Origin of the sequence: Paenibacillus dauci (assembly GCF_000971985.1) — a bacterium.
GTDB classification, from domain to species: Bacteria; Bacillota; Bacilli; order Paenibacillales; family Paenibacillaceae; genus Saccharibacillus; species Saccharibacillus dauci.
Window position 1 is genome coordinate 108,065 of record NZ_LAQQ01000008.1, and the last position, 19,714, is coordinate 127,778.

The following is a 19,714-nucleotide window of genomic DNA, read 5'->3' on the forward strand; positions in this document are numbered from 1 at the left end:
TTATTTTATTCGCGTATCCTGATTTCACTTCTACTTCTACTTCTACTTCTACTTCCCAGTCTGTTAATGCCGTTTCTGTTTTCTATTTAAAAATCATCGAAATCAAAATCATTCAGATCATCGATCATTTTGGTTTCTTCTGCCTTCAGTTCTTCGGTAAGCACTTCGGCCACCTGTTCTGCATGAACGCCCCAGATCTCTCCAAGCAGTTCGGCAATCATATTTTTCTCATGCGGAGCAAATGTACTGAATGCGCGGCGAAGGAATACAAGAGCACGAACAAAGTCATCTTGTTCCAGTGCATCAATATAGTCACTGAGCTGTTCCCAGAGACTGATTCGCGACAGCAGCATGTAACGATTGCGCTGGGATAACCCTTCGAACCAGCCGGCGCCAAGCTCTGCCGGGACTCCCGGTGATAGACGTCGCGAGACTTCGGCAGAGGCCTGTGAGGCCTCAAGTACATTCCGCTCCATCAAGAGGGAACAGGCAAACCCGGATAATTTGGCATTCAGATCATCTCTGCTCATCAGTTGCTGCAGTTCATGCAGCCATAAGGATTCATCCACTGCTTCACCATGATCCAGCGATATGGTGTTCAGTTCGTGAATCGCACTCATCATCTCGGCTGCCACTTCATCTTTGCACTGGCTGTTATCTGTCAGGAACAGGCAGGCACGCATAAACAGCTGCTCCAGCAGCGGTACCAGCGGTTCTGTCTGCACACGGCGAATATCGCCATATTGTATGATGGTCGACAATCCTTTGGCCGCAGAAGCAATCTGGATCACATCCTGATTATCTACTGCGAGACGCTGCAGGGTCTGCCTGGCATTTTCCAGCTGGGTAACCATACCGCATTCACAGGCCGTAACAATCAGACGGGATGCTTCCGCAATCGTCGTACAGGCTTCCAATTTTTGCTGGAGTACATAGGCAGCTGCCACTTCGACCGTCTCTCCCAGCAGTGTCGATTCGACAACCTGAATCTCCGCTTCGGGCGACCACTGCAATACCCACTGCTCGGCCCAGGAAGCCTGCTCCTGTCCACTGCTTTTCAGCTGGGCAAATCGAATTCCAAGCAATTGCAGTCGATGCAGCAAAAAGGACCGATTGAGATCCAGATAAGCCGAAGCTTCGGTACGAACACGTCGATTCTCCCGCAGATCAAGTACGAGATCAGTGGCTACCGTCGTTTTGTATTTGCCAAGCTTCAGCTCCTTGAAAAGGCGATTCAGATCATCCTGGATCGGTGTCTGGCTGACTCCTTCGGCCAAATGACCGATTGAGGTACCTACATTGATATGAGCGAGTGATTCGGCTACAACGGCCAGATCACCATGCCCGAGCAACGTCTGGGCAGCATCGCGCAAATCACGCAGCACCGGCGCACTGCCATGATGCAGGGCAGCCAGCGAACGGGCCATCCGTACCGCTTCAATCACTTCGGCTGTTGAGCGGTGGGTTCCGGACTGGCGCAGATGGCGTGCAACCGATGATAAATAAAGATGAGGCAGTTCATCCAGCGCACCACTCTTCATCTGCTGCCACATTAGTTCGTAATAATAAGGAGCCTGGTTCCCGGCTCCATAACCCGACATCGAGGACAAACGGTAATACGAATAAGGCATCAATGTCAGACGGGTAGGCCGCTGCGGCAATGTCTTCATTTCCTCATCCGTCATTATATGAACCGATGTACGCAGAGCGGCTGCATGATAGGCTCCGCAAATAACCAGAATACGATCGGGCTGATGCCCCTGCTGTATGGCATCCTGTATTTTGCGGCACATGTAAGCTTCACGAACAGCATTATAAGCATACTCTACCGTTGCATGGATCTTCTCCTGCTCTTCGGTCAGCGCCCGCATCTGTTCGGAAAAGGCCAGAATCGCTTCGCGGTAAGCATCCGGATTCAGATTATGCTCATAGCTGCGTTCCCAGTACATCTCATAGTCATCTTCGCCTGCCAGCTTGGCAATTTGATCATACAGGGAACCATGCTGGTGATCAGAGAAAAGTTCCTCCCTTTCCTCCAGTGACAGCGGCTCTGTCTGTTCATCCGGCTCTTCGGCAGTCGGAACATCCCCTAGTGCAGGGCGCTGCTTTCTCGCCAGATCCCGCTTTTCCTGCAGCGCAATCATGACCGAAGAAGGCAGATCGATAAAAGAAGCCTCTGCTCTATGATCGGCTGCCCACTTCATGGCCTGATATTCCGGTGAATATTCTGCCAATGGCCAAAGGGCAGTTCGTACCGGTAGTTCTGCCGTAAAGGAAAGTATGGCTACCGGTGGACGTGTTTTGCGATGAACCAGATGCCGGATTTCGGGTGTGGCATCTGCGGGACCTTCAATCAATACAGCTGTCGGCTGGATACGATCCAGCTCACTCAGCAGATGCATTGCACCGCCGGGGGACAGGTGGCGGACGCCAAAAATATGCACTCCGTTACCGTTACCGGTACTCACTGGTTGATCTCCTTGCAGGCATGATACAGTCCATGCCAGTCTGCACCGCGTTTCTTCATTACATTATCCAGATATTCCTTCCAGACGATCCGGTCTTTGTCATCGTCCTTGACGATAGCCCCCTGAAGTCCGGCTGCCAGATCTTCATCCGTCAGTTCACCGCTGCCAAAGCTGGCAGCAAGAGCCATACTATTGGTCAACAGGGAGATCGCTTCTGCTGTCGAGATGACGCCTGCCGGTGATTTCAGCTTGTTCTTCTTATCCAGTGTCATGCCGCTGCGCAGCTCCCGGAAAATCGTTACGACTTTGTGCAGTGCTTCCTCTGCCGGAACGGCTGCCTGCAGATCATATGCCGATGCAATCTCGCCGACACGTTTTCTGACAATTTCAATCTCGGTCTCGATACTGTCCGGTGCGGGCAGTACGATAATATTAAAACGACGCTTGAGCGCAGCCGACATTTCGTTTACCCCGCGATCTCTTGTATTGGCGGTCGCGATAATCGAGAATCCTTTGCGGGCATTCATTTCTTTGCCCAGCTCGGGGACAGAGATGGTCTTCTCCGACAAAATCGAGATAAGAGCATCCTGCACTTCGGAAGCACAGCGTGAAATTTCTTCAAATCGAGCGATTCCGCCCGCTTCCATCGCTCGCATAATCGGGCTCTGTACCAGTGCTTCCGGTGTTGGACCATTCGCCAGCAGCATCGCATAGTTCCAGGAGTAACGCACATGCTCCTCGGTTGTGCCTGCTGTTCCCTGAACCACCAGACCGGAATGTCCGTAAATGGCAGCTGTCAAATTCTCCGACAGCCAGGACTTGGCAGTACCCGGCTCACCGATCAGCAGCAGGGCACGGTCCGTTACCAGTGTAGCAATTGCCATCTCTACCAGTCTGCGATTACCAATATATTTGGGTGTGATATCTACCTTACCGGCTTTGCCACCAGTAATAAATGTCAGTACAGCCTGCGGTGACATCTGCCATCCAGCCGGAACTTTTCCGGTGTCTGTCTGACGCAGCGCCTCCAGTTCATGGGCATACAGCTGTTCAGCAGATTGTCTCAGTACTTCATGCAGCGATTCCTGGTTACTCATGCTCTCATCCCTTTCAGTGTGTGAATAACATACTCCAGCTGTGTCGCGGCTTCGTAGCGGAACCTGGAGCCTGATTTGCTATCTTCATGAACCAGCAATGCTTCCAGGCGTTCGATATCTTCTACCGGAAGCTCCAGCAGAGAACGTACAATATAAGGGTCCAGCGTATACATGCTGGTATTGCGCTTGTCATCCAGCGTATACCACAGCAGCTCACGCTTGTCTTCTCGGGAAATGCCGCTCCGATCCAGCCCCTGCAAAATAATCGGTGCCCAGCGATTGCGGAATTCCGGATTCTTTTTTAATTTGTCGATCAAGTACACTTGTATATCAGGCATACCCGGACGTACCAGTGCTGCTGCCAGCTCCGAATCATCTATTTTCACAGCCCAGTCCAGCCAGCGTGCATCCCATTGTTGTTCTACTTCTTCCATAGGGATGAGCCGGAGTGTATAAGCCATACGTTCTTCCTCGGACCCATACGCCGTGCCAAGCGCCGGCTCGACCTCGTCCCGAATCAGCAGACTGTATATGGATTGTCTCAGCTTGGGCAGTCTTGCTCTGCGTTTCTTGGAAACTACACCTGCCTGAAGTAATCCTTCCTTGCCTACATAATGCTCATAGAGTTCGGCAGGCGACAGCAGGCGATGTGCCATCCGAAACGCATAAGGCAGGTAGGCCTCCCGGTAGTCTTCCAGCTGGAACATCAGCGGCAGCATCTCACGCTCTCCATATTGTTCAACATAATAGACTACCTGATTCATCAGCAGATACCATCTATCCTGGGCAAATTGGCTGTAATGATTCAGAATCAGATAATACAATTTGTTGAGCAAAGCATGATCCATTGATGAGAATAACGATACATACGCTTCAATCCGTACCTGCAGCTTGTCCAGCTGCTTCTCCTCTTTTTCTGCCAGTATCTGCTCTACATCTTTCCAGTAATCCAGCAGCAGCTTTTCAGTCAATTCCTCAGCCATGCCTTCTCTAAGCCCGTTGGTAACCAGTTCGATATCCTTGCTGTGAAATGCATGATAAAGGCAATCCATAGCATCCTGGGAACGACTGCCGGCAAGGGCAGAATAAGCCGCTTCACGAATATTTTTCTTTTTGTCACGAGTCCAGAGGATCAGTGATGGTGTGTATGCCTCATGACCTTTGAGCATCGCTATTGCCGTCGTTCGCACTTCCTCCGAACCAGATTCTGCTGCATCGGCATACAACTGCATATAATCAGCGCCGCCCGTACGATAAATCACTTTGAGCTTGCGTGCTTCCAGTCGTCCACCTGATGGGTCAAAGTGATCCAGCATATACGGAATAATCGATGAACCATAAGCCGGCAGAATCTGCTCGGTAGCCATTTCGGCAATCTCGACATAAGCATCGTTCAATGCCCCAAGTGCGAGTGGCAGAGTGCGCAGATCCTGGAAAATGCCTGCGGCAAATGCTTCTTTTACCACTTCATAACGGCCGCCTCCTGTTGTAGTGAGCGCCTGCTGCAGTGGAGCGATTTTGCGATATGTATAGGTCGTGGTCAACGAAGCTGGGCGGGATGCTACAGGCTGCAATTCACCTGCTGCTGTTGTGCTACCCTGGGTACGCAGTACGGAAGATAGCAGCAGGGCCAGACGCTGCAGCTTGACTGCCGAAGCAGATTCTTCTCCGGTGGCACCCTGTGGACTGATCAGTTCCCGGATTCCCTCGGCAATCTTTTGAAATACGGCCGCCCGTTCTCCGAGCTGCTCCACGCGGGGCAGCAGCTTCTGCAGACGGAAATCCCCTGCGGACAGCTCACTGCCTGCAATATATAAACGACGCACTTCCTGATAGACTTCCTGTAATAATGCTGTACTCATCATTTTCTCCCTCCTGTCCTTCTCAGTATAAAAGTCTGACAATCGTATCATTCGTCACAATCGATAGCGGCTGTAGTACCAGCTCGCCCGTATCCATGCGATGTTCAAAAATGCCAAGTACAGCTACATCACGCAGCTGATCCGCAGGCAGGAAAGAAAGCAGCTGGACTGTATCCGGGTACATGCCTCCGACGCTACCCAGCACCAGATGCTGTCCATTGCCATCCGTAATCGCATATCCTCCACTAGATATGCCGCAAATCTCTGCAGCATGAATCAACATAGCCGGATGTTCATCGGCAAGTGGGTTTTTGAGCTGGTTTTTGACCTGTTTGACAATATCGGCGTACGAATGCTGAGCCTGTTCACGTACCTTCTGGATATCTTCCGGCTTAATCGCTCTGGTCGTCATTCCATCCCAGCGTACACGTGGATTGAGATCGCCCGGATATCGATACAATGAAGGTACAGCAGCTATTTCCATAAAGCTATCCTCTTCCCGCAGATGCTTGGCTGCACGGTAAGGACGATACTGCAGGGTACGGTAAATATGGGAAGTGCCCATCTCCATCCAGTATCCCAGATCAATATATTCCTGACGGCCGGGATCGTCATAGCTGATAAAGGATAGCTGGATCAGTTCGGCCTGTTCGGTCATTTTGCCGTATTCCTGAAGTTCGCTCAGCTGCCAGGCATGTCCCAGCCATTCTTCTATGGTGGATTCCGCATCCAGTGCCAATTCTGGATCATCCAGCTTGGCTTGCAGATGACGACGGCCTTTTTGAATAAGTGCATGCAGGCGGGTCATCTGGGCGATGATATATGTATAATGCTGTTCACGATTATTCTTCTCCGCTAGCAACAGAGCCAACCTGCGCAGCTCGTTCTGTGCTCCAGTCAGATAATAATTGCCCATCTGCTTGACCTGTTCATTGATCATTTTGACGGTTTTGGCATCGATCGTACCGAGACCATCCCGAATCAGGGTCAACAGCAGTTTTTCGAGAGCATCCAGTCCATCCAGCTGGGCCTGTACTTTTTTCTTCAATGCATTTTTGCTGGTTGCTTTCTTTTTGGCGGCTTTGACAGGGTCCTGTTCCTGGGCAGCCGTCTGGGTCTGCTTCTCTTCCTTTTTCTCTATCTTTTCGCGTTTGGATACAATGTCCTCTGGGACTTCGGCGACAGCAAATGATTCACCTGCTGCATAGGCATACATAATCGCCAGTGCATGCTTGCAGGGAAACTGACGGCTTGGACAGCTGCATCGCGTGACCGGTTTGTCAGGCTGAATAAAGTCGGCCGAGCAGACATAATTGCTTTTGCCACTGCCTGCGCATTCGCCAAATAGTAATGTATCATCTGCTGTACGATTAAGCTGCACCAGCTTTCTTTTTTGAATAAGTCCTCTGGCATTCTTGATTGCGGCTGCATTCGGTGCCATTCCGTCTATGTAGGCTTCCGTAAGTTCCAATCCCATAAAAAAACCTCCCTGATCTATCGTGTAACTGTACCCATCCCTAAATATGAGCGTGTTACACGAATCTTCATTTTTATTTTAGAACAAGTGTTCGTATTTTTGAAGGGGTATTTTGTCCTATTGTTATTGTATATCGTGTTCACGCATAAATTGCAGCAGACGAACCAGGAAACTTCCATTTCCTTCCTGAGGTTCTTCTTTTTCATAAAAGACAGCCACTTCTCTGCCATAGGCGTAATTAAACCGAACATATCCATTGAACTGGCGGAAAAAGTGCAGTCCGCTATATGCATTATCGATGATCAAATCCGGCTTCATAACCGCTGCACATTGACGGGCGATGTCTGCCAGATTATTTACTGCACTCCCAGATTCAGCATCTTCCGTGCCACCAGATGGACCATCAGATATAGCTTTTTGTGTACCAAGCATCAGGAACAGATGCTGCTGTCGATTATTCCATGGTTCAAAATAGCGCTCTGTCTCCGCAAGATCCCGCGGACCGTAAGCAGCCTCTATCCACTGCTCCATGCATTCTACCCATGACTGCTCTCCGCAGCTGCGCCGCTCGATGATCTCTGAATGCCGGGGCAGCCAGATCAGGGATTCCACTCCCGGATGCACTGCTACAAAATCGCCATCGATCGTCGTGGCGATCACAATACATTCAGTCAATTGCTCCCGTGTGATCGGACTCTGCTCATCATGCTCCCACAGCTCGTATTCCGCAAACTCCTGCAGACGCTCATGATCGGGATATTCCACGTTCAATAAGCCGCAATAGGTTCCCTGCCCATACTGCTCCAGAAACTGTATATAAGATGGCGGCAGGCTGATACTCCATTCCTGTTCCAGCAGTTGCAGCTGCTGTCTGGTTACCGTCTGCAAATGATTGGATACCAAGTACATATGTAATCCCTCCTGATTCGGATATCTGTTCCTATCTAATCATGTCAGCCCGTATCAATGCAAAAATGGCATACATATTCGCATATGTATGCCATGAGTTGCAGCTGATTCTACGCTGTGGTGTATCCTGTTGTTTGCCTACTATCCATATAGCTACTGCTCGCCTCACAAGCCATGCTGCTGCCGTACATTCGTATCGTAAAAGGAAACTCTCCCTACAGATTGGCATGGAACAGCTTGAGCGTCTGGCGCAGATCCTGTACAGGCACCTGTCCCGGTGCGGACTCATTGCGCAGGGAACCGAATGTCAGCGCCGAGCCGAATAATTCGCCGGCTATCCGGCTAACCATGCCTTTACCGGACATGGAGATTGTGATGATAGGATGATTGGTCTGTTCATGCATGGTGCAGGTAGCATCCAGCAGAGTCAGCACATCGCTGTTTTTTTGCGGCATCATGGATATTTTGGGAATATCCCCGCCAAGCTCCAGCGCCTTATGCATACGGGACAGCAGTTCTTCTTTGGGCGGTGTCTGCTGGAAATCATGATTGGAGATAATAACATGCATATCATGCTGATGAGCCATATCAATGATCGAACGAATACGATCTTCATTCATAAACAGTTCGATATCCACCAGATCTGCCTGACCCGCAAGAATTACTTCCTCGTTCAAACGGAAATAGGCGTCCTCATCAATATCACGCTCTCCACCTTCCCGGCTTGTGCGGAATGTGAAGATCAGCGGACGGGATGGCAGAATCGCCCGGATGCTGTTGAGCGCTTCTTTGACTTTGCCAGTGTCTTCTACCTCTTCATAGAAGTCGACGCGCCATTCGACTACATCTACATCTGCTGCCTGCATCGCCAGCGCTTCCTGACGAATTTCCTCTATCGTTGTGCCAATAAGGGATACACAGATCTTCGGTATGCCTTCTCCGATGCTTACATGCTTGGCAATTACAGGTTTGATTGTCTGAGCCATTTTCAACTACTCCTTTGTCTAGTCTATACCAGTTGAATGAAGTATATACGGAAATTGAAATCAGCACAATTGTATTACCTTGGCGAACCGAATATGCGCCACTGCCCGAATAACCGCCTGTGCTTCATTCGTTCTGCTATTGATCCTATACCCCTTTATACCACTCCTGAAAGGGCAAAATAACTGCAGATTCGTCCGTCTCCATATTCTTATTCAATCACGCAAACTACTATTCATCTGTGCCTGCTTTCCAGCATCTGGCCCATAGGTTCAACCGGCAATTTTGCGATAGGTTTCGTCATCACACAGTATGAACAATCGGGCTTCCGTAGGGATCGTCTCGGATAGCTTGCGATTAATCGTCATATCATTGCGGTCACTAATCAACGTTGCTCCCAGAGATAACAACTGCTGAAAAGCATCTCCGTATGTTTTCCATTCCGGCCGCGGGACGATCGGGAACAGATCTTCACCATAACGGCGGTTGAGCAGCTGGTTGATAATATCGTTATTGCCTTCATTCAGCGCGGATCGTACCGCCAATCGGGAGATGGCATCATGGGACAATACAAATTCATTAATATGAATATGGTGAAAATTCTTGATATGGTTTTCCAGCATAATTTCTACTGTAGTATGTACCTGAGGAGACAGCCGTTCAATACTGGATGCTACCAGCAGCGACTTGCCATCGACCAGTGAAGCATCATCAATCCGGGAATCCGCGAAAATAATAGCCGACTGCGCCTGCTGGATATTCGCTTGGTTCAGCGTCTCGTCCCGCGTCGGATCTCCATGAACATAATGGACTTGTGGATGGTCGTGCGGATGCTTTTCCAGTTCATCGATAATGATGATATCCAGCTCCGGATTGCTGGAAAATAGCTCGTCAATCGCATACTGTGCTTTTTTGCTCCAGTTGATAATGATCACATGATTCTTGCCGGTATACGCCAATTTGCCCGCTTCCTTTCTGCGATTGTATTCTCCAAGGGAGTCGATAATTTTGCCGATAATCAGACTGAGCAGGCCAATACCAAAGATATATAGGAAAATAGTAAAAATCTTGCCCACAATCGACTCCATGAAATAATCCCCATATCCTACCGTCGCCATCGTCGTCAGCACCCAGTAGAGCGCATTGAACCAATGGGTAAAGGTATCTGGCTCCAGGGCATAAGCGATTGTCGAACTGAGCAGTACAAACAGGATCGTAGTCGCGGCCAGCACGGATTTGCGCATCCGCAGCAGCTTACGGGATATCCTGATAATAATATGCATAGCTTCTCCTCCTCTACTTTCATAAAATATCACGATAGACCATTCTGCGGCTACACATATTGTTATAATAAATAGAAATGATCCTACGAATTGAAAGGATATACATACCATGGATATATCGGAACTACTATCTGCTATTAACGAGGAGAATCTGAGACGCTGGATGAACGATTATCGGTCACTCGGTCCGCTGATCAGTATTCTGATTCCTTTTCTCAAATCCTTTATTCCGCCGATGCCTACTATTGTCGTACTCGGGGTTAACGCTGCTGTATATGGGCTATGGCTGGGATTCCTGTACTCCTATATCGGTATTATCGGAGGCTCTCTCACGGCTTTTCTACTGATTCGCAAGCTGTCGCAGCACCGTTATCTGACCCGGATCGTACAGCGTCCACGCGTCGAACGGACAAGGCGCTGGGTCAGGGATAATGGGTTCAATTATGTATTTCTGCTGAGTCTGTTCCCGGTTGGCCCATTTACACTGCTCAATCTTGCTGCCGGTCTCAGCGGAATCCGTTTCCGCTCGTTCCTGATCGCTATTTTATTCGGACGGGGTGTAATGGTATTTGCAGTGTCTTTTATTGGAGCAGACTTTGCACTGTACTGGGAACAGCCCTGGTATCTGGTGTGGGTAGTATTGTTTATCTTTATCTGTCTGGTCATCAGCCGCCGGATCGAAGCTTATTTCAGCCGCAAAGACCAGGATAATATGTAAAAAGATTCTCTTTCACACCATGTCACCGGGGGTGCAGATGGGTAATAACCTATTAACAATGTTACCCAGCGAACGATGGAGAGAGGATTTGACTGCATGGAAATAACAACACAGCTGCTTTCCGCGCTGAATGAGCAGGGAATTACACAGCTTATGGAGCAGTACCAGTCGTTCGGGCCTCTAGGCAGCATGCTGCTGGCTTTTCTGATTTCCTTTATTCCTCCACTCCCTACAATTGTAGTGATCGGGCTCAATGGAGCTTCCAATGGATTATGGGCAGGCTTTGTATTTTCCTGGATCGGCATCATGGCTGGTATTCTGACGGTATTCGGTCTGGTACGTCAGCTGTCCCATTATGAATATGTTCAGCGATTTGCCCACCGCAAAAGTGTCAGTAAAAGTCTCGAATGGATTGAGAAGAACGGATTTATTTACCTTTTCATGCTCAGTCTGCTGCCGTTTGGTCCGTTTACGATGATGCATATTGCTGCAGGGCTAAGTGGCATTCGCTTTCGCTCTTTCCTCGCAGCGACTGCGCTCGGACGGGGAATTATGATTTTCACCGTATCGTATATCGGCTCCGATCTGAACAGCTATCTCGATAATCCATGGCAACTGGTACCGGTAGTTGCGTTTATCGCCATCGGCTTCCTGATCGCACGTAAAATGGATAGCTGGTTTGGACGCCACAATGCGAAGACGATAGTTATCGGCGAATTGGAATTAGAGCAGGAACCTCAGAGCTGCAAGACCGGATTGTAAGCAAGATAATCGCGATAACCAATCATCGTTAACGAAATTATAATCCGAATTTATAAAAAAAGAGACCTGTAGAGGATCTCTTTTTTATTGCTTGTTTGGGTATTTGTATCTTCATTTCATCCTTATTAACAGCAGATTTTACGTACATTCATCTGGTCATCTGTTTTTGAAAAGGCTGCTACATCTTTATCGTCAGCATCGTTTGATCCTTATCAAAAAGTATATGCTTCGCCATCTTCCGGTACCAGCAGCCGATCGGACATGCCTTTTTCCGTAGCATAACTTTTCAATTCCGCTCTCGACAATGCCCAGTGGTTCACGGCTTCCATATGCACCGAGAGGATATGTGCCTGCGGTGCAGCCTGATACACTTCATATATATCTTCTTTACCCATGACGAGCGAACCGCCCTCCAGGAACTGATTATCTCCGCCATTAACAACGATAACCTGCGGCTGGTGGGTATCGATAACTTCCTGTACTGCGCTGTACCAGACGGTGTCACCGGCGATATACAGATTCTTCTCCTCGGGATGCTTGAGTACGACGCCGCATACCTGACCGGTTCTTTGAAGGATCTCGCCGCGGCCATGCTCGCCTTTGGTTTTGATCAGCTGGATTCCTTCGAAAAGTGTATTTTCCTGCAGTACTTCTACATTAACGAATCCATCCTGCTTCACCTGCACGGCGTCTTCTTCGTTTTGTACGAACATTTTGATGTCTTTGGGCAGCAGTTGTTTGGCAGCGTCATCGTAATGATCCAGATGGAGATGCGTCACGATTACTGCATCCACGTCGATAATGTCCTTTACCGGAACAGGCAGACCGACCAGCGGATTCATCTGATCATCGCGCAGTGAAGGGGAAAATGGTGGATAAACACCTTGTTCGGCCAGAAACGGATCGACCAGAAATTTTCTGCCTGCATATTGGATCACCAGTGTGGCATTGCGGATAAGTTGTATATTCATAATTAATACTCCTTTGTATGGAAATGAGATTTGTATTTGGCTGTACCTCTATTTTATACTGGGAGAAATTATGGTTTACATGGATAAGATCAAGTCTTTGAAGCATTTGACTTGATTTCTGAAAGGATTGGGATAGATATGGATCAAGTCGACAAACAGATTATCGAGGAGCTGTCCCGTAACAGCCGGATCACGATGAAGCAGTTGGGTGAAAAGGTACACCTCACCGGACAAGCAGCTTCTTCCCGGTTAGCCCGGCTGGAGGATCAGGGCATTATCGAAGGTTATACGATCAGGGTTAATCAGGAAAAGGTAGGCTATACGGTACATGCTTTTATCAGTATTTTCACGCAGAACACGTATCATCAGCCTTATCTTTCCTTTTTGAAAACGCAGGAACCATTTGTGATTCACAACTATAAAATCAGCGGAGACAGCTGTTATTTGCTGGAATGCCAGTTTCCGTCCAATGCAGTGCTGGACGAGTTTCTAGTGGGCCTTAATCGGCATGTCAATTACAAGCTGTCGATTGTGATCAACAAATGATTGGTTGCTGGAGTAGTGGTATTTGAGATAGTGACTGCCAGTAATGAATATGTCTCCAAAAAAGCAAGGGTAGATCTCAGGCATGGATTGCTGGCGTCTATCCTTACTTTTTATTCTTGTTGATATTTATATAGTGCTGCTGATATTTTTAGGGCTGGATAAAAAGATTTAGAATCACCAGGAAGCAATAGCACCATCTGTACGCATTTCTGTGCCACCGATCAGGACGCCGGTCTGTTCATCGCGAAGAATGATCTGACCGCGTCCAAAGCTGCCGGCACTGTTGGCGCGGCGGATCTGGTGTCCCATACGCATCAGACTCTGGGCGAGATGATCTGGGAAGCCGTGTTCCACTTCTATGACTTTGCCTTCCAGCCATTGCCATCTTGGTGCATCCAGAGCTGCCTGCGGGTTCAGGCCAAAGTCGATCATATTCATCACAACCTGAACATGTCCCTGGGGCTGCATAAATCCACCCATCACGCCAAATGGGCCGATCGGCTTGCCGTCCTTGGTCAGAAAGCCGGGAATAATCGTATGGTATGTTTTTTTGCCCGGTTCCAGACGATTGTCATGAGCAGGATCAAGTGCAAACGAATGACCGCGGTTTTGCATGGCGATACCTGTACCCGGAATCACAATTCCTGAGCCAAAGCCCATATAATTGCTCTGAATATAAGACACCATATTCCCTTCGCTATCAGCTGTCGCAAGGTAGACTGTCCCTCCTGCCTGCGGCTGGCCCGGCTTCGGCTCAAGGGCTTCATCTCCAATCAGTACACGCCGCGCGGCAGCATACGTATCCGATAGCAGATGCTCGGCTCGCGTTGTCATTTTGTCTTCCTGTGTAATGTATTGAAGTCCATCACTGAATGCCAGCTTCATCGCTTCGAACTGCTTGTGATGGGTATCGACTGTATCACGACCGGTGAATTCGTAGCCTTTGAGAATATTCAGTGCCATCAGGGCAATCAGTCCCTGACCGGCTGGCGGGATCTCCCATACCTCATAGCCCCGGTAGTTAACCGAGATCGGATCGATCCATTCGGGAGCAAAAGCTGCCAAATCTTCTTTGCGCAGAAATCCGCCGTATTGCCGCGAATGCACATCGATCTGCTCAGCCAGTTCTCCACGGTAAAAGGATTCCGCACCGGTCTCTGCAATACTGCGGAGTGTGGCCGCATGCCCAGGGGAACGCCACATTTCTCCGATTCGCGGTGCACGTCCATCCGGTGCGAAGGTATCAAACCAGCTGCGATATTGTTCACCGGTCAGGGTATCCGAGAACCGCTTGTAGGCGAGCTGCCAGTAATAGCCGAGTGTTGGGGAAACAGGGAATCCCTGCTCGGCATAATCAATAGCAGGCTGCAGCACTTCACTCAGCGGCAGCTTGCCAAAGCGGTCCGAGAGCGCTTTCCATGCTGCCGGAACACCTGGAACTGTGACGGGTGTCCAGCCATAGGTAGGCATCCGCTCATGTCCGGCAGCTTTTACCGCATCTATAGAAATGGATGCAGGCGCCGGACCATTGGCATTCAGACCATGCAGCTGGTCTTTGGCCCATACGATGGCAAAAGCATCTCCACCGATTCCATTGGAAGTCGGTTCTACGACCGTAAGACAGGCAGCAGTAGCTATTGCGGCGTCGATAGCATTGCCACCTTTGCGCAGAATATCGAGCCCCGCCTGTGCTGCCAGCGGCTGGGAAGTAGCAACCATTCCGTTACGTGCATAGACCGAATGACGCTGGGATGGGTACGGGTGAGACAAAGGATCATAGGATATCATCGAATACCTCCAATTGATTGGGATTATACATCTATGAGAAATTCATTTTGTTGTAGCCATGGATTGGCTGCTATCAGAGTAGATGCTTTTTTTAATACGCCAGGATGTCTGGGAGCATTATTCATACGATATTGCAGTGCCCAGCGAAGGATGCAAAAGGCGGTGAATGATTCCAGTTCTTCCTCGGCTGACGGGTTGATATTCAGATAGGCTTTGCGGAAAACAGCCGCATATCTGCCAGAGACATAGAGCTCCAGAATAAGCAGCGACCAGGCCAGATCGATTCGTGCATCGCCCAGCTGTACATTGGTCCAGTCAATGATTGTATAGTGCTGATCCAGCATTACGATATTATTGAGATGGTAATCGGCATGGATAATCCGATCCTGACGCATTAGAGAGTCTATCGGTATTCTGGACAAACATTCACTAATATCCGAATGCTGATCAAGTTGTTGAAAAAAGTACTGTACTGGATCATACAGAGGCAAGCCGACCTGATGCAGCCGAGCAGGTTCAAGTTTATGTAAATCGGCGAGTGCTGCTGCCAATCGTGCTGTATCACGGGTACTCAGTTTGTTAACCGGCATCCCATTATAGCTGGTGATCAGGATATCATGTCCTTCTGGATCGGTTCCATAAGCCACAGGCACCGGTACAGGAATGCCGGTATGCTGCTGGTGCAGCTGTTCGAGTAGATCATACTGCAGTTCCACATTAGGACGAGAAGATTGATTCCAATGCTTAAATACATACTGTCCTGTCGATGTGCCCAATAACACGACCTGCGCTTCAAATCCCGGATGCAGCGGGCTGGTTCGAAGTATGCCCTGTTCCTGCTCCAGCAATAGCTGATCCATTGTCTCGCTATACCGTTTCCATTCAATCTGCCCAAAATAAAGCATAGCTTCACCTCCGTTCAGCGATTACGAGCCAAGCAACGTAATTTTCTTCATCCATAACGGTTCTGCATATCCCATAGAATACCCTTTTTAATTCCCATGATGATTACCAGATCTGCCCATTATACTCAAACCCAAACTATCCCACTTTTGCCCTGATTCAGCTGGGAGCAGCAGAATTAGCAGGGCAAAAGGTAAATAGTGATCAATATGTAGGTTGATCCGGTAAAAAACAAAAACCGCTGTCAGACACTCCTGTCTGCAGCGGTTTTTTATTTTATTGAACCGTATAATAAGCGGTAAATGTTACTTTGGCCGTTAGAATCGGCTGATAAGGCTGTTCAAAGCTGAAAGAGTCAATCGTGACGAGACGCGGCATCTTTTGCAGCTGATTCATCCATTCATGAATCTGTGCATAACCGCCTTCGATCTCGGCATTCATCTGAACTTGTCCGGCCTGAATTCCAACAGGAACACCGACACTATTACCGGCATCTCCCGGCAGGATTTGCTGGAACTCGATATTGGCCAGACGTGTACGACTTTTGTTGCTCACCTGTTCCAATGCAGTTAGCAGCTGTTCACTCGCATCCTGATCCGGCACAGCTGTCGTAACGGCAGCATTGTCAGTCTGGTGGCTTTGCAGCTCGGCGATCCGTGTCTGTAGCAGCTGTCCTTCCTGCTGCAGTTCCGTAATATTCTGTGTATACGTGTCGGTCTGTTCACCAAGTGGACGGACAACCAGCATATAGACAGCGAGCAGGATAATGAACAGCAAGGCCAGACCCAATATAATCGAAGAGCGATATTTATTCAGTTGTTCCATTGCTATCCTCCTTCTGCTCGGCTGCAGCACTGGCAGCTGCCGCTGCACTTCCTTTGAGCGTAATGGTATACGAAGCCGAATACGATTGCAGACTGCCGGCCGATTTGACTCCGGCGGTTAACGCGGTATTACGAACCAGCTTGTCTACTGTAACCCGATCGGTAAATGGCATCTCCTGCAGCTTCACCAGATAAGCAGACGCTCCTGCCATCGTAGGTGTCACGAGCGTCAGCTGAATGGTATCACTACGGGTATAGTTGATTTTTGCGATCGCAGAAGGATTCGGCTTGGCAAGAGACAGTTGATCCAGCACACTGACTGCATCGAGCCGATAATTCATTACCGCGTCCATAACAGCTTGAGGGCCTACGGCTCCTCCGCCTCCGTTCAACTTGTTCAGTTGCAGCTGAGCCAGCGTATTGTTGTCACTTAGCTGCTGAATCTGCACTTCCTGCTCGGCGATGGTTCCTTTATAACTGACCCAGCCAAAGATCGAAAGTGCCATTAATAGCACCCATACCGCAGTCATGCCAATCACCAGCCAGGAGAATTTCTCGGTCTGCTGGGCTTCCCGGCGCGGCAGTAGATTGATCGATTTGCGATCCTCACTGGTCAATGCGGCGCCGACAGCCATACGGTAATCATTCAGCTCAGAGTCAACCGTATCCTCTTGCTGGAAATCCACTTCCCGAATCTCCAGGTCTCCCATGGACTGCTGCAGTTCCGCAACCAGCAGTGCTCTCTCCTGGTGTGAACCGGTAACAACAATCTCTTCAATCCGTACGGATCCATCATGAAGGCTATACTGATAAAAGTTCAGCATTCTCGAAATCTCCGGCGTTATATCTGCAACTTCCTGGGCAGACAGCTGTACACTGCTTCCCTCGCCACCATAGATTTCACTGTTCATTGCAAAATTAATCGTTCTCATAAATACCGGATAACCACCGCGGAACATATAAATGTCCAGCAGTCCGGCATTCAGTTGCAGCAGCATCGCATTGCCAAATTCGGCACCCTGCGCCTGTACAACCGCTTTCGCCAGCGATGTCGCTGAGAACTCGACGGCAGCGATGCGAATACCGGCTTCCTGCAGCGGGGCCATATAATCTTTGACCAACTGGCTCGGTGCTGCGAACACCAGCAGCTGCGTCTGCTCCTCATCTGCCGAGGTGATCATATAATCATAGACCGGATTCTCAAAAGGCAAATGCATGCCTGTCTCCACTTCCAGTTCAACCAGCTGGGCCAGCTGCTTTATGCTGGTATTGGACACACTCATAGTACGAATCAGAATGCGTGAAGGCGGGATCGACAGAGTCACCGATTTGCCTTTGAGATTCTCACGGACCGCCCATTCCTGGAGAAGCCGCTGAAGCGCTTCTGCATCTTCAATCTGATTCTCCACGATCACGCCGGATGGCAGTGCAAGAAAACGCTTCTGATCCAATTCCCATGATTTTTTCTTTTTTAATGAGACATAGCGGACCCCGGTTTGCTCAATCGAGAGACCTGCATGTGATGAATGACGCTGAAGCTTCTTCAATTGTATCCTCCTATCCGATGAGCGAGAGATACCCGCTTATAATATGTGAACCATAACCATAGGCAATCAATGTACCTGCTGCCAGAAAGGGACCAAATGGAATCGGCTGACCACGTCCGTTGCGCCCCGCTACCCGCAGGATCATGCCGTACAGCAGACCCAACAGACAGGCGGCGAACAGCGCCAGTAGTACATTGGGGAACCCGATCACCCAGCCGAACAAAGCAAATAATTTGACATCTCCCATCCCCATACCGCCTCTGCTGAGGATAACGATCAGCAGCAGAATACCACCACCAGCAAGCGCTCCACCCAGATGAATCCAGAGTGAACCTGCAGGCGTCAGGATAATCAGCACGACCAGAATCGGCAGAAAGAACAGCAGTACTTTGTTGGGGATCTTCATATAATGTATATCGGCTATCGTGATGATTACTGACAGACTGACCAGCACCAATCCGATCGGCAGCTGACCCGTGATGCCAGTCTGCAGATAGACCCAGACAAACAGCAACCCGGTTGCCGCTTCACCGAGCGGATACAGCGCAGATACCGATACTCCGCAGTGACGACAGCGTCCGCGGCTGAACAAGTAGCTGAGAACAGGGATCATATCCATGGCTCCCAACCGGGTACCACAGCGTGAACAGCGGGATGGTGGGTGCACAACAGATTCGCCTGCCGGAACCCGCAGAGCAACTACATTATAAAAAGAGCCGAGTGCCAGTCCGAGGATCAGCAGGTATATTCCAATGATTGCAGTCATGGTGGGTGGGTTCACTTTCTGATGGATTTGGTGTTGGATGTAAAGAGGAACCGGAGTCGTTGTCCGGTTCCCTGGTTTAGTTGTGCATTATAGGTGGTCCGCTACGAAAAGAGATTCTGCTATTTCCTCCGGTTAAGAAGGAAGATACGGAATGTTCGCTTGCAGCAGTGTATCTTCCTTCTTAAATGTCGGTCATTAGCAGAATTCTCTTTCCTTCGCTTTGTGCTCAACTTGCTTTCTCAAACAAAACTATATTTCAATAAGCATATCAATTTGTATACTACGAATAATAGTTTAGAAGCAGAATTATTTTGCTTCTTTACTTACTGCAAGTACTTGGGCAGCAGTATATTTACCTGTAGTATCAGAACCTTCAGGTCTAGGTGTTATGGTTATACTATCCAATTGTCCAGCAGATGTGAAAACTACGTCCGCTTTTGTGATCTTTTCCTTGCTACTTGGCAAAGCAATACCTTGATCCAAGTAACCACCATCTACCAATTTCGCGAGATCTATTGTAGCTGCCGTTTTGAAATCCCCATTGGAATTATCAATAACATACATACGTGCTGCATTATAAATTTGTGAAGCAGTATTCAAATCACCATTCGTTTTGGATTTGTTAATAACATTACCGATCAAAGGAATTGCAATTACTGCGATAATCGCCAGGATAACGATAACCGCCAACAGCTCGATCAGTGTGAATCCTTTTTCTTCTTTGCCCATCTTTTTCATCGCTTTGCTTAACATTTTTCTTTTCCCCTTTTGCTTAATTATTGATATCAAAGTAGATCCATCCGCGGATG

At 48.9% G+C, this 19,714-nt stretch carries 17 protein-coding genes; 3 read left to right on the forward strand and 14 right to left on the reverse strand.

Going from position 1 to position 19,714, the window contains the following annotated elements:
* Window positions 1–86: 86 nt before the first annotated feature.
* The 7 genes from WH46_RS20900 to WH46_RS20930 form a co-directional block, all read right to left on the reverse strand.
* The gene (locus WH46_RS20900) at window positions 87–2,402 is read right to left on the reverse strand and encodes a DUF5682 family protein (RefSeq protein ID WP_046228304.1); all 2,316 of its coding nucleotides are present in this window, start codon (window positions 2,400–2,402) and stop codon (window positions 87–89) included.
* A 62-nt stretch (window positions 2,403–2,464) separates the two neighbouring features.
* Window positions 2,465–3,565, reverse strand: coding sequence for an AAA family ATPase (locus WH46_RS20905; protein ID WP_046228210.1), 1,101 nt, complete (start codon window positions 3,563–3,565; stop codon window positions 2,465–2,467).
* Window positions 3,562–5,430 carry a HEAT repeat domain-containing protein gene (locus tag WH46_RS20910; RefSeq protein WP_082208477.1) on the reverse strand — a complete coding sequence of 623 codons (1,869 nt, stop codon included), beginning with the start codon at window positions 5,428–5,430 and terminating at the stop codon, window positions 3,562–3,564. Before WH46_RS20910 ends, WH46_RS20905 begins: the two co-directional genes overlap by 4 nt.
* Window positions 5,431–5,449: 19 nt before the next feature.
* Window positions 5,450–6,904, reverse strand: coding sequence for an SWIM zinc finger family protein (locus WH46_RS20915; protein WP_046228211.1), 1,455 nt, complete (start codon window positions 6,902–6,904; stop codon window positions 5,450–5,452).
* A 123-nt stretch (window positions 6,905–7,027) separates the two neighbouring features.
* Window positions 7,028–7,813: an SMI1/KNR4 family protein gene (locus WH46_RS20920; RefSeq protein ID WP_046228212.1), complete on the reverse strand. Its 786-nt coding sequence runs from the start codon at window positions 7,811–7,813 to the stop codon at window positions 7,028–7,030.
* Between the two features lie 215 nt (window positions 7,814–8,028).
* Window positions 8,029–8,799, reverse strand: coding sequence for a type I 3-dehydroquinate dehydratase (gene aroD, locus WH46_RS20925; RefSeq protein WP_046228213.1), 771 nt, complete (start codon window positions 8,797–8,799; stop codon window positions 8,029–8,031).
* Between the two features lie 270 nt (window positions 8,800–9,069).
* On the reverse strand, window positions 9,070–10,080 hold the full coding sequence (locus WH46_RS20930; RefSeq protein WP_046228214.1) for a potassium channel family protein: 1,011 nt from the start codon (window positions 10,078–10,080) through the stop codon (window positions 9,070–9,072).
* A 109-nt stretch (window positions 10,081–10,189) separates the two neighbouring features.
* On the opposite strand from WH46_RS20930, the gene WH46_RS20935 reads away from it, so the two are divergent.
* Both WH46_RS20935 and WH46_RS20940 read left to right on the forward strand, forming a co-directional pair.
* Window positions 10,190–10,798, forward strand: a complete 609-nt coding sequence (locus tag WH46_RS20935; RefSeq protein WP_046228215.1) for a TVP38/TMEM64 family protein — start codon at window positions 10,190–10,192, stop codon at window positions 10,796–10,798.
* 96 nt (window positions 10,799–10,894) lie between these two features.
* Window positions 10,895–11,560 (forward strand): TVP38/TMEM64 family protein, encoded by a 666-nt coding sequence (locus WH46_RS20940; RefSeq protein ID WP_046228216.1) that lies wholly within the window; start codon window positions 10,895–10,897, stop codon window positions 11,558–11,560.
* A gap of 212 nt (window positions 11,561–11,772) precedes the next feature.
* Here WH46_RS20940 and WH46_RS20945 read toward each other — a convergent pair whose 3' ends face one another.
* The gene (locus tag WH46_RS20945) at window positions 11,773–12,531 is read right to left on the reverse strand and encodes an MBL fold metallo-hydrolase (RefSeq protein WP_046228217.1); all 759 of its coding nucleotides are present in this window, start codon (window positions 12,529–12,531) and stop codon (window positions 11,773–11,775) included.
* A gap of 138 nt (window positions 12,532–12,669) precedes the next feature.
* Between WH46_RS20945 and WH46_RS20950 the strand changes: the two genes are divergently transcribed.
* Entirely contained in the window at window positions 12,670–13,077 is a 408-nt protein-coding gene (locus WH46_RS20950) for an Lrp/AsnC family transcriptional regulator (RefSeq protein ID WP_046228218.1), read from the forward strand.
* Window positions 13,078–13,251: 174 nt separating this feature from the next.
* Here WH46_RS20950 and WH46_RS20955 read toward each other — a convergent pair whose 3' ends face one another.
* From WH46_RS20955 to WH46_RS20980, 6 genes are all read right to left on the reverse strand, one after another.
* A complete protein-coding gene (locus WH46_RS20955) occupies window positions 13,252–14,865 on the reverse strand; it encodes a gamma-glutamyltransferase family protein (protein WP_017811689.1) in 1,614 nt (537 codons plus the stop codon).
* 23 nt (window positions 14,866–14,888) lie between these two features.
* Complete coding sequence (locus WH46_RS20960; RefSeq protein ID WP_017811690.1) at window positions 14,889–15,770, reverse strand: aminoglycoside phosphotransferase family protein; 882 nt, start codon at window positions 15,768–15,770, stop codon at window positions 14,889–14,891.
* Window positions 15,771–16,044: 274 nt separating this feature from the next.
* Window positions 16,045–16,593 carry a type 4a pilus biogenesis protein PilO gene (gene pilO, locus WH46_RS20965; RefSeq protein WP_017811691.1) on the reverse strand — a complete coding sequence of 183 codons (549 nt, stop codon included), beginning with the start codon at window positions 16,591–16,593 and terminating at the stop codon, window positions 16,045–16,047.
* The gene (gene pilM, locus WH46_RS20970; protein WP_046228219.1) at window positions 16,577–18,139 is read right to left on the reverse strand and encodes a pilus assembly protein PilM; all 1,563 of its coding nucleotides are present in this window, start codon (window positions 18,137–18,139) and stop codon (window positions 16,577–16,579) included. Before pilM ends, pilO begins: the two co-directional genes overlap by 17 nt.
* A 10-nt stretch (window positions 18,140–18,149) precedes the next feature.
* Entirely contained in the window at window positions 18,150–18,905 is a 756-nt protein-coding gene (locus tag WH46_RS20975) for a prepilin peptidase (protein ID WP_046228220.1), read from the reverse strand.
* Between the two features lie 306 nt (window positions 18,906–19,211).
* The gene (locus WH46_RS20980) at window positions 19,212–19,658 is read right to left on the reverse strand and encodes a prepilin-type N-terminal cleavage/methylation domain-containing protein (RefSeq protein WP_046228221.1); all 447 of its coding nucleotides are present in this window, start codon (window positions 19,656–19,658) and stop codon (window positions 19,212–19,214) included.
* Window positions 19,659–19,714 lie beyond the last annotated feature (56 nt).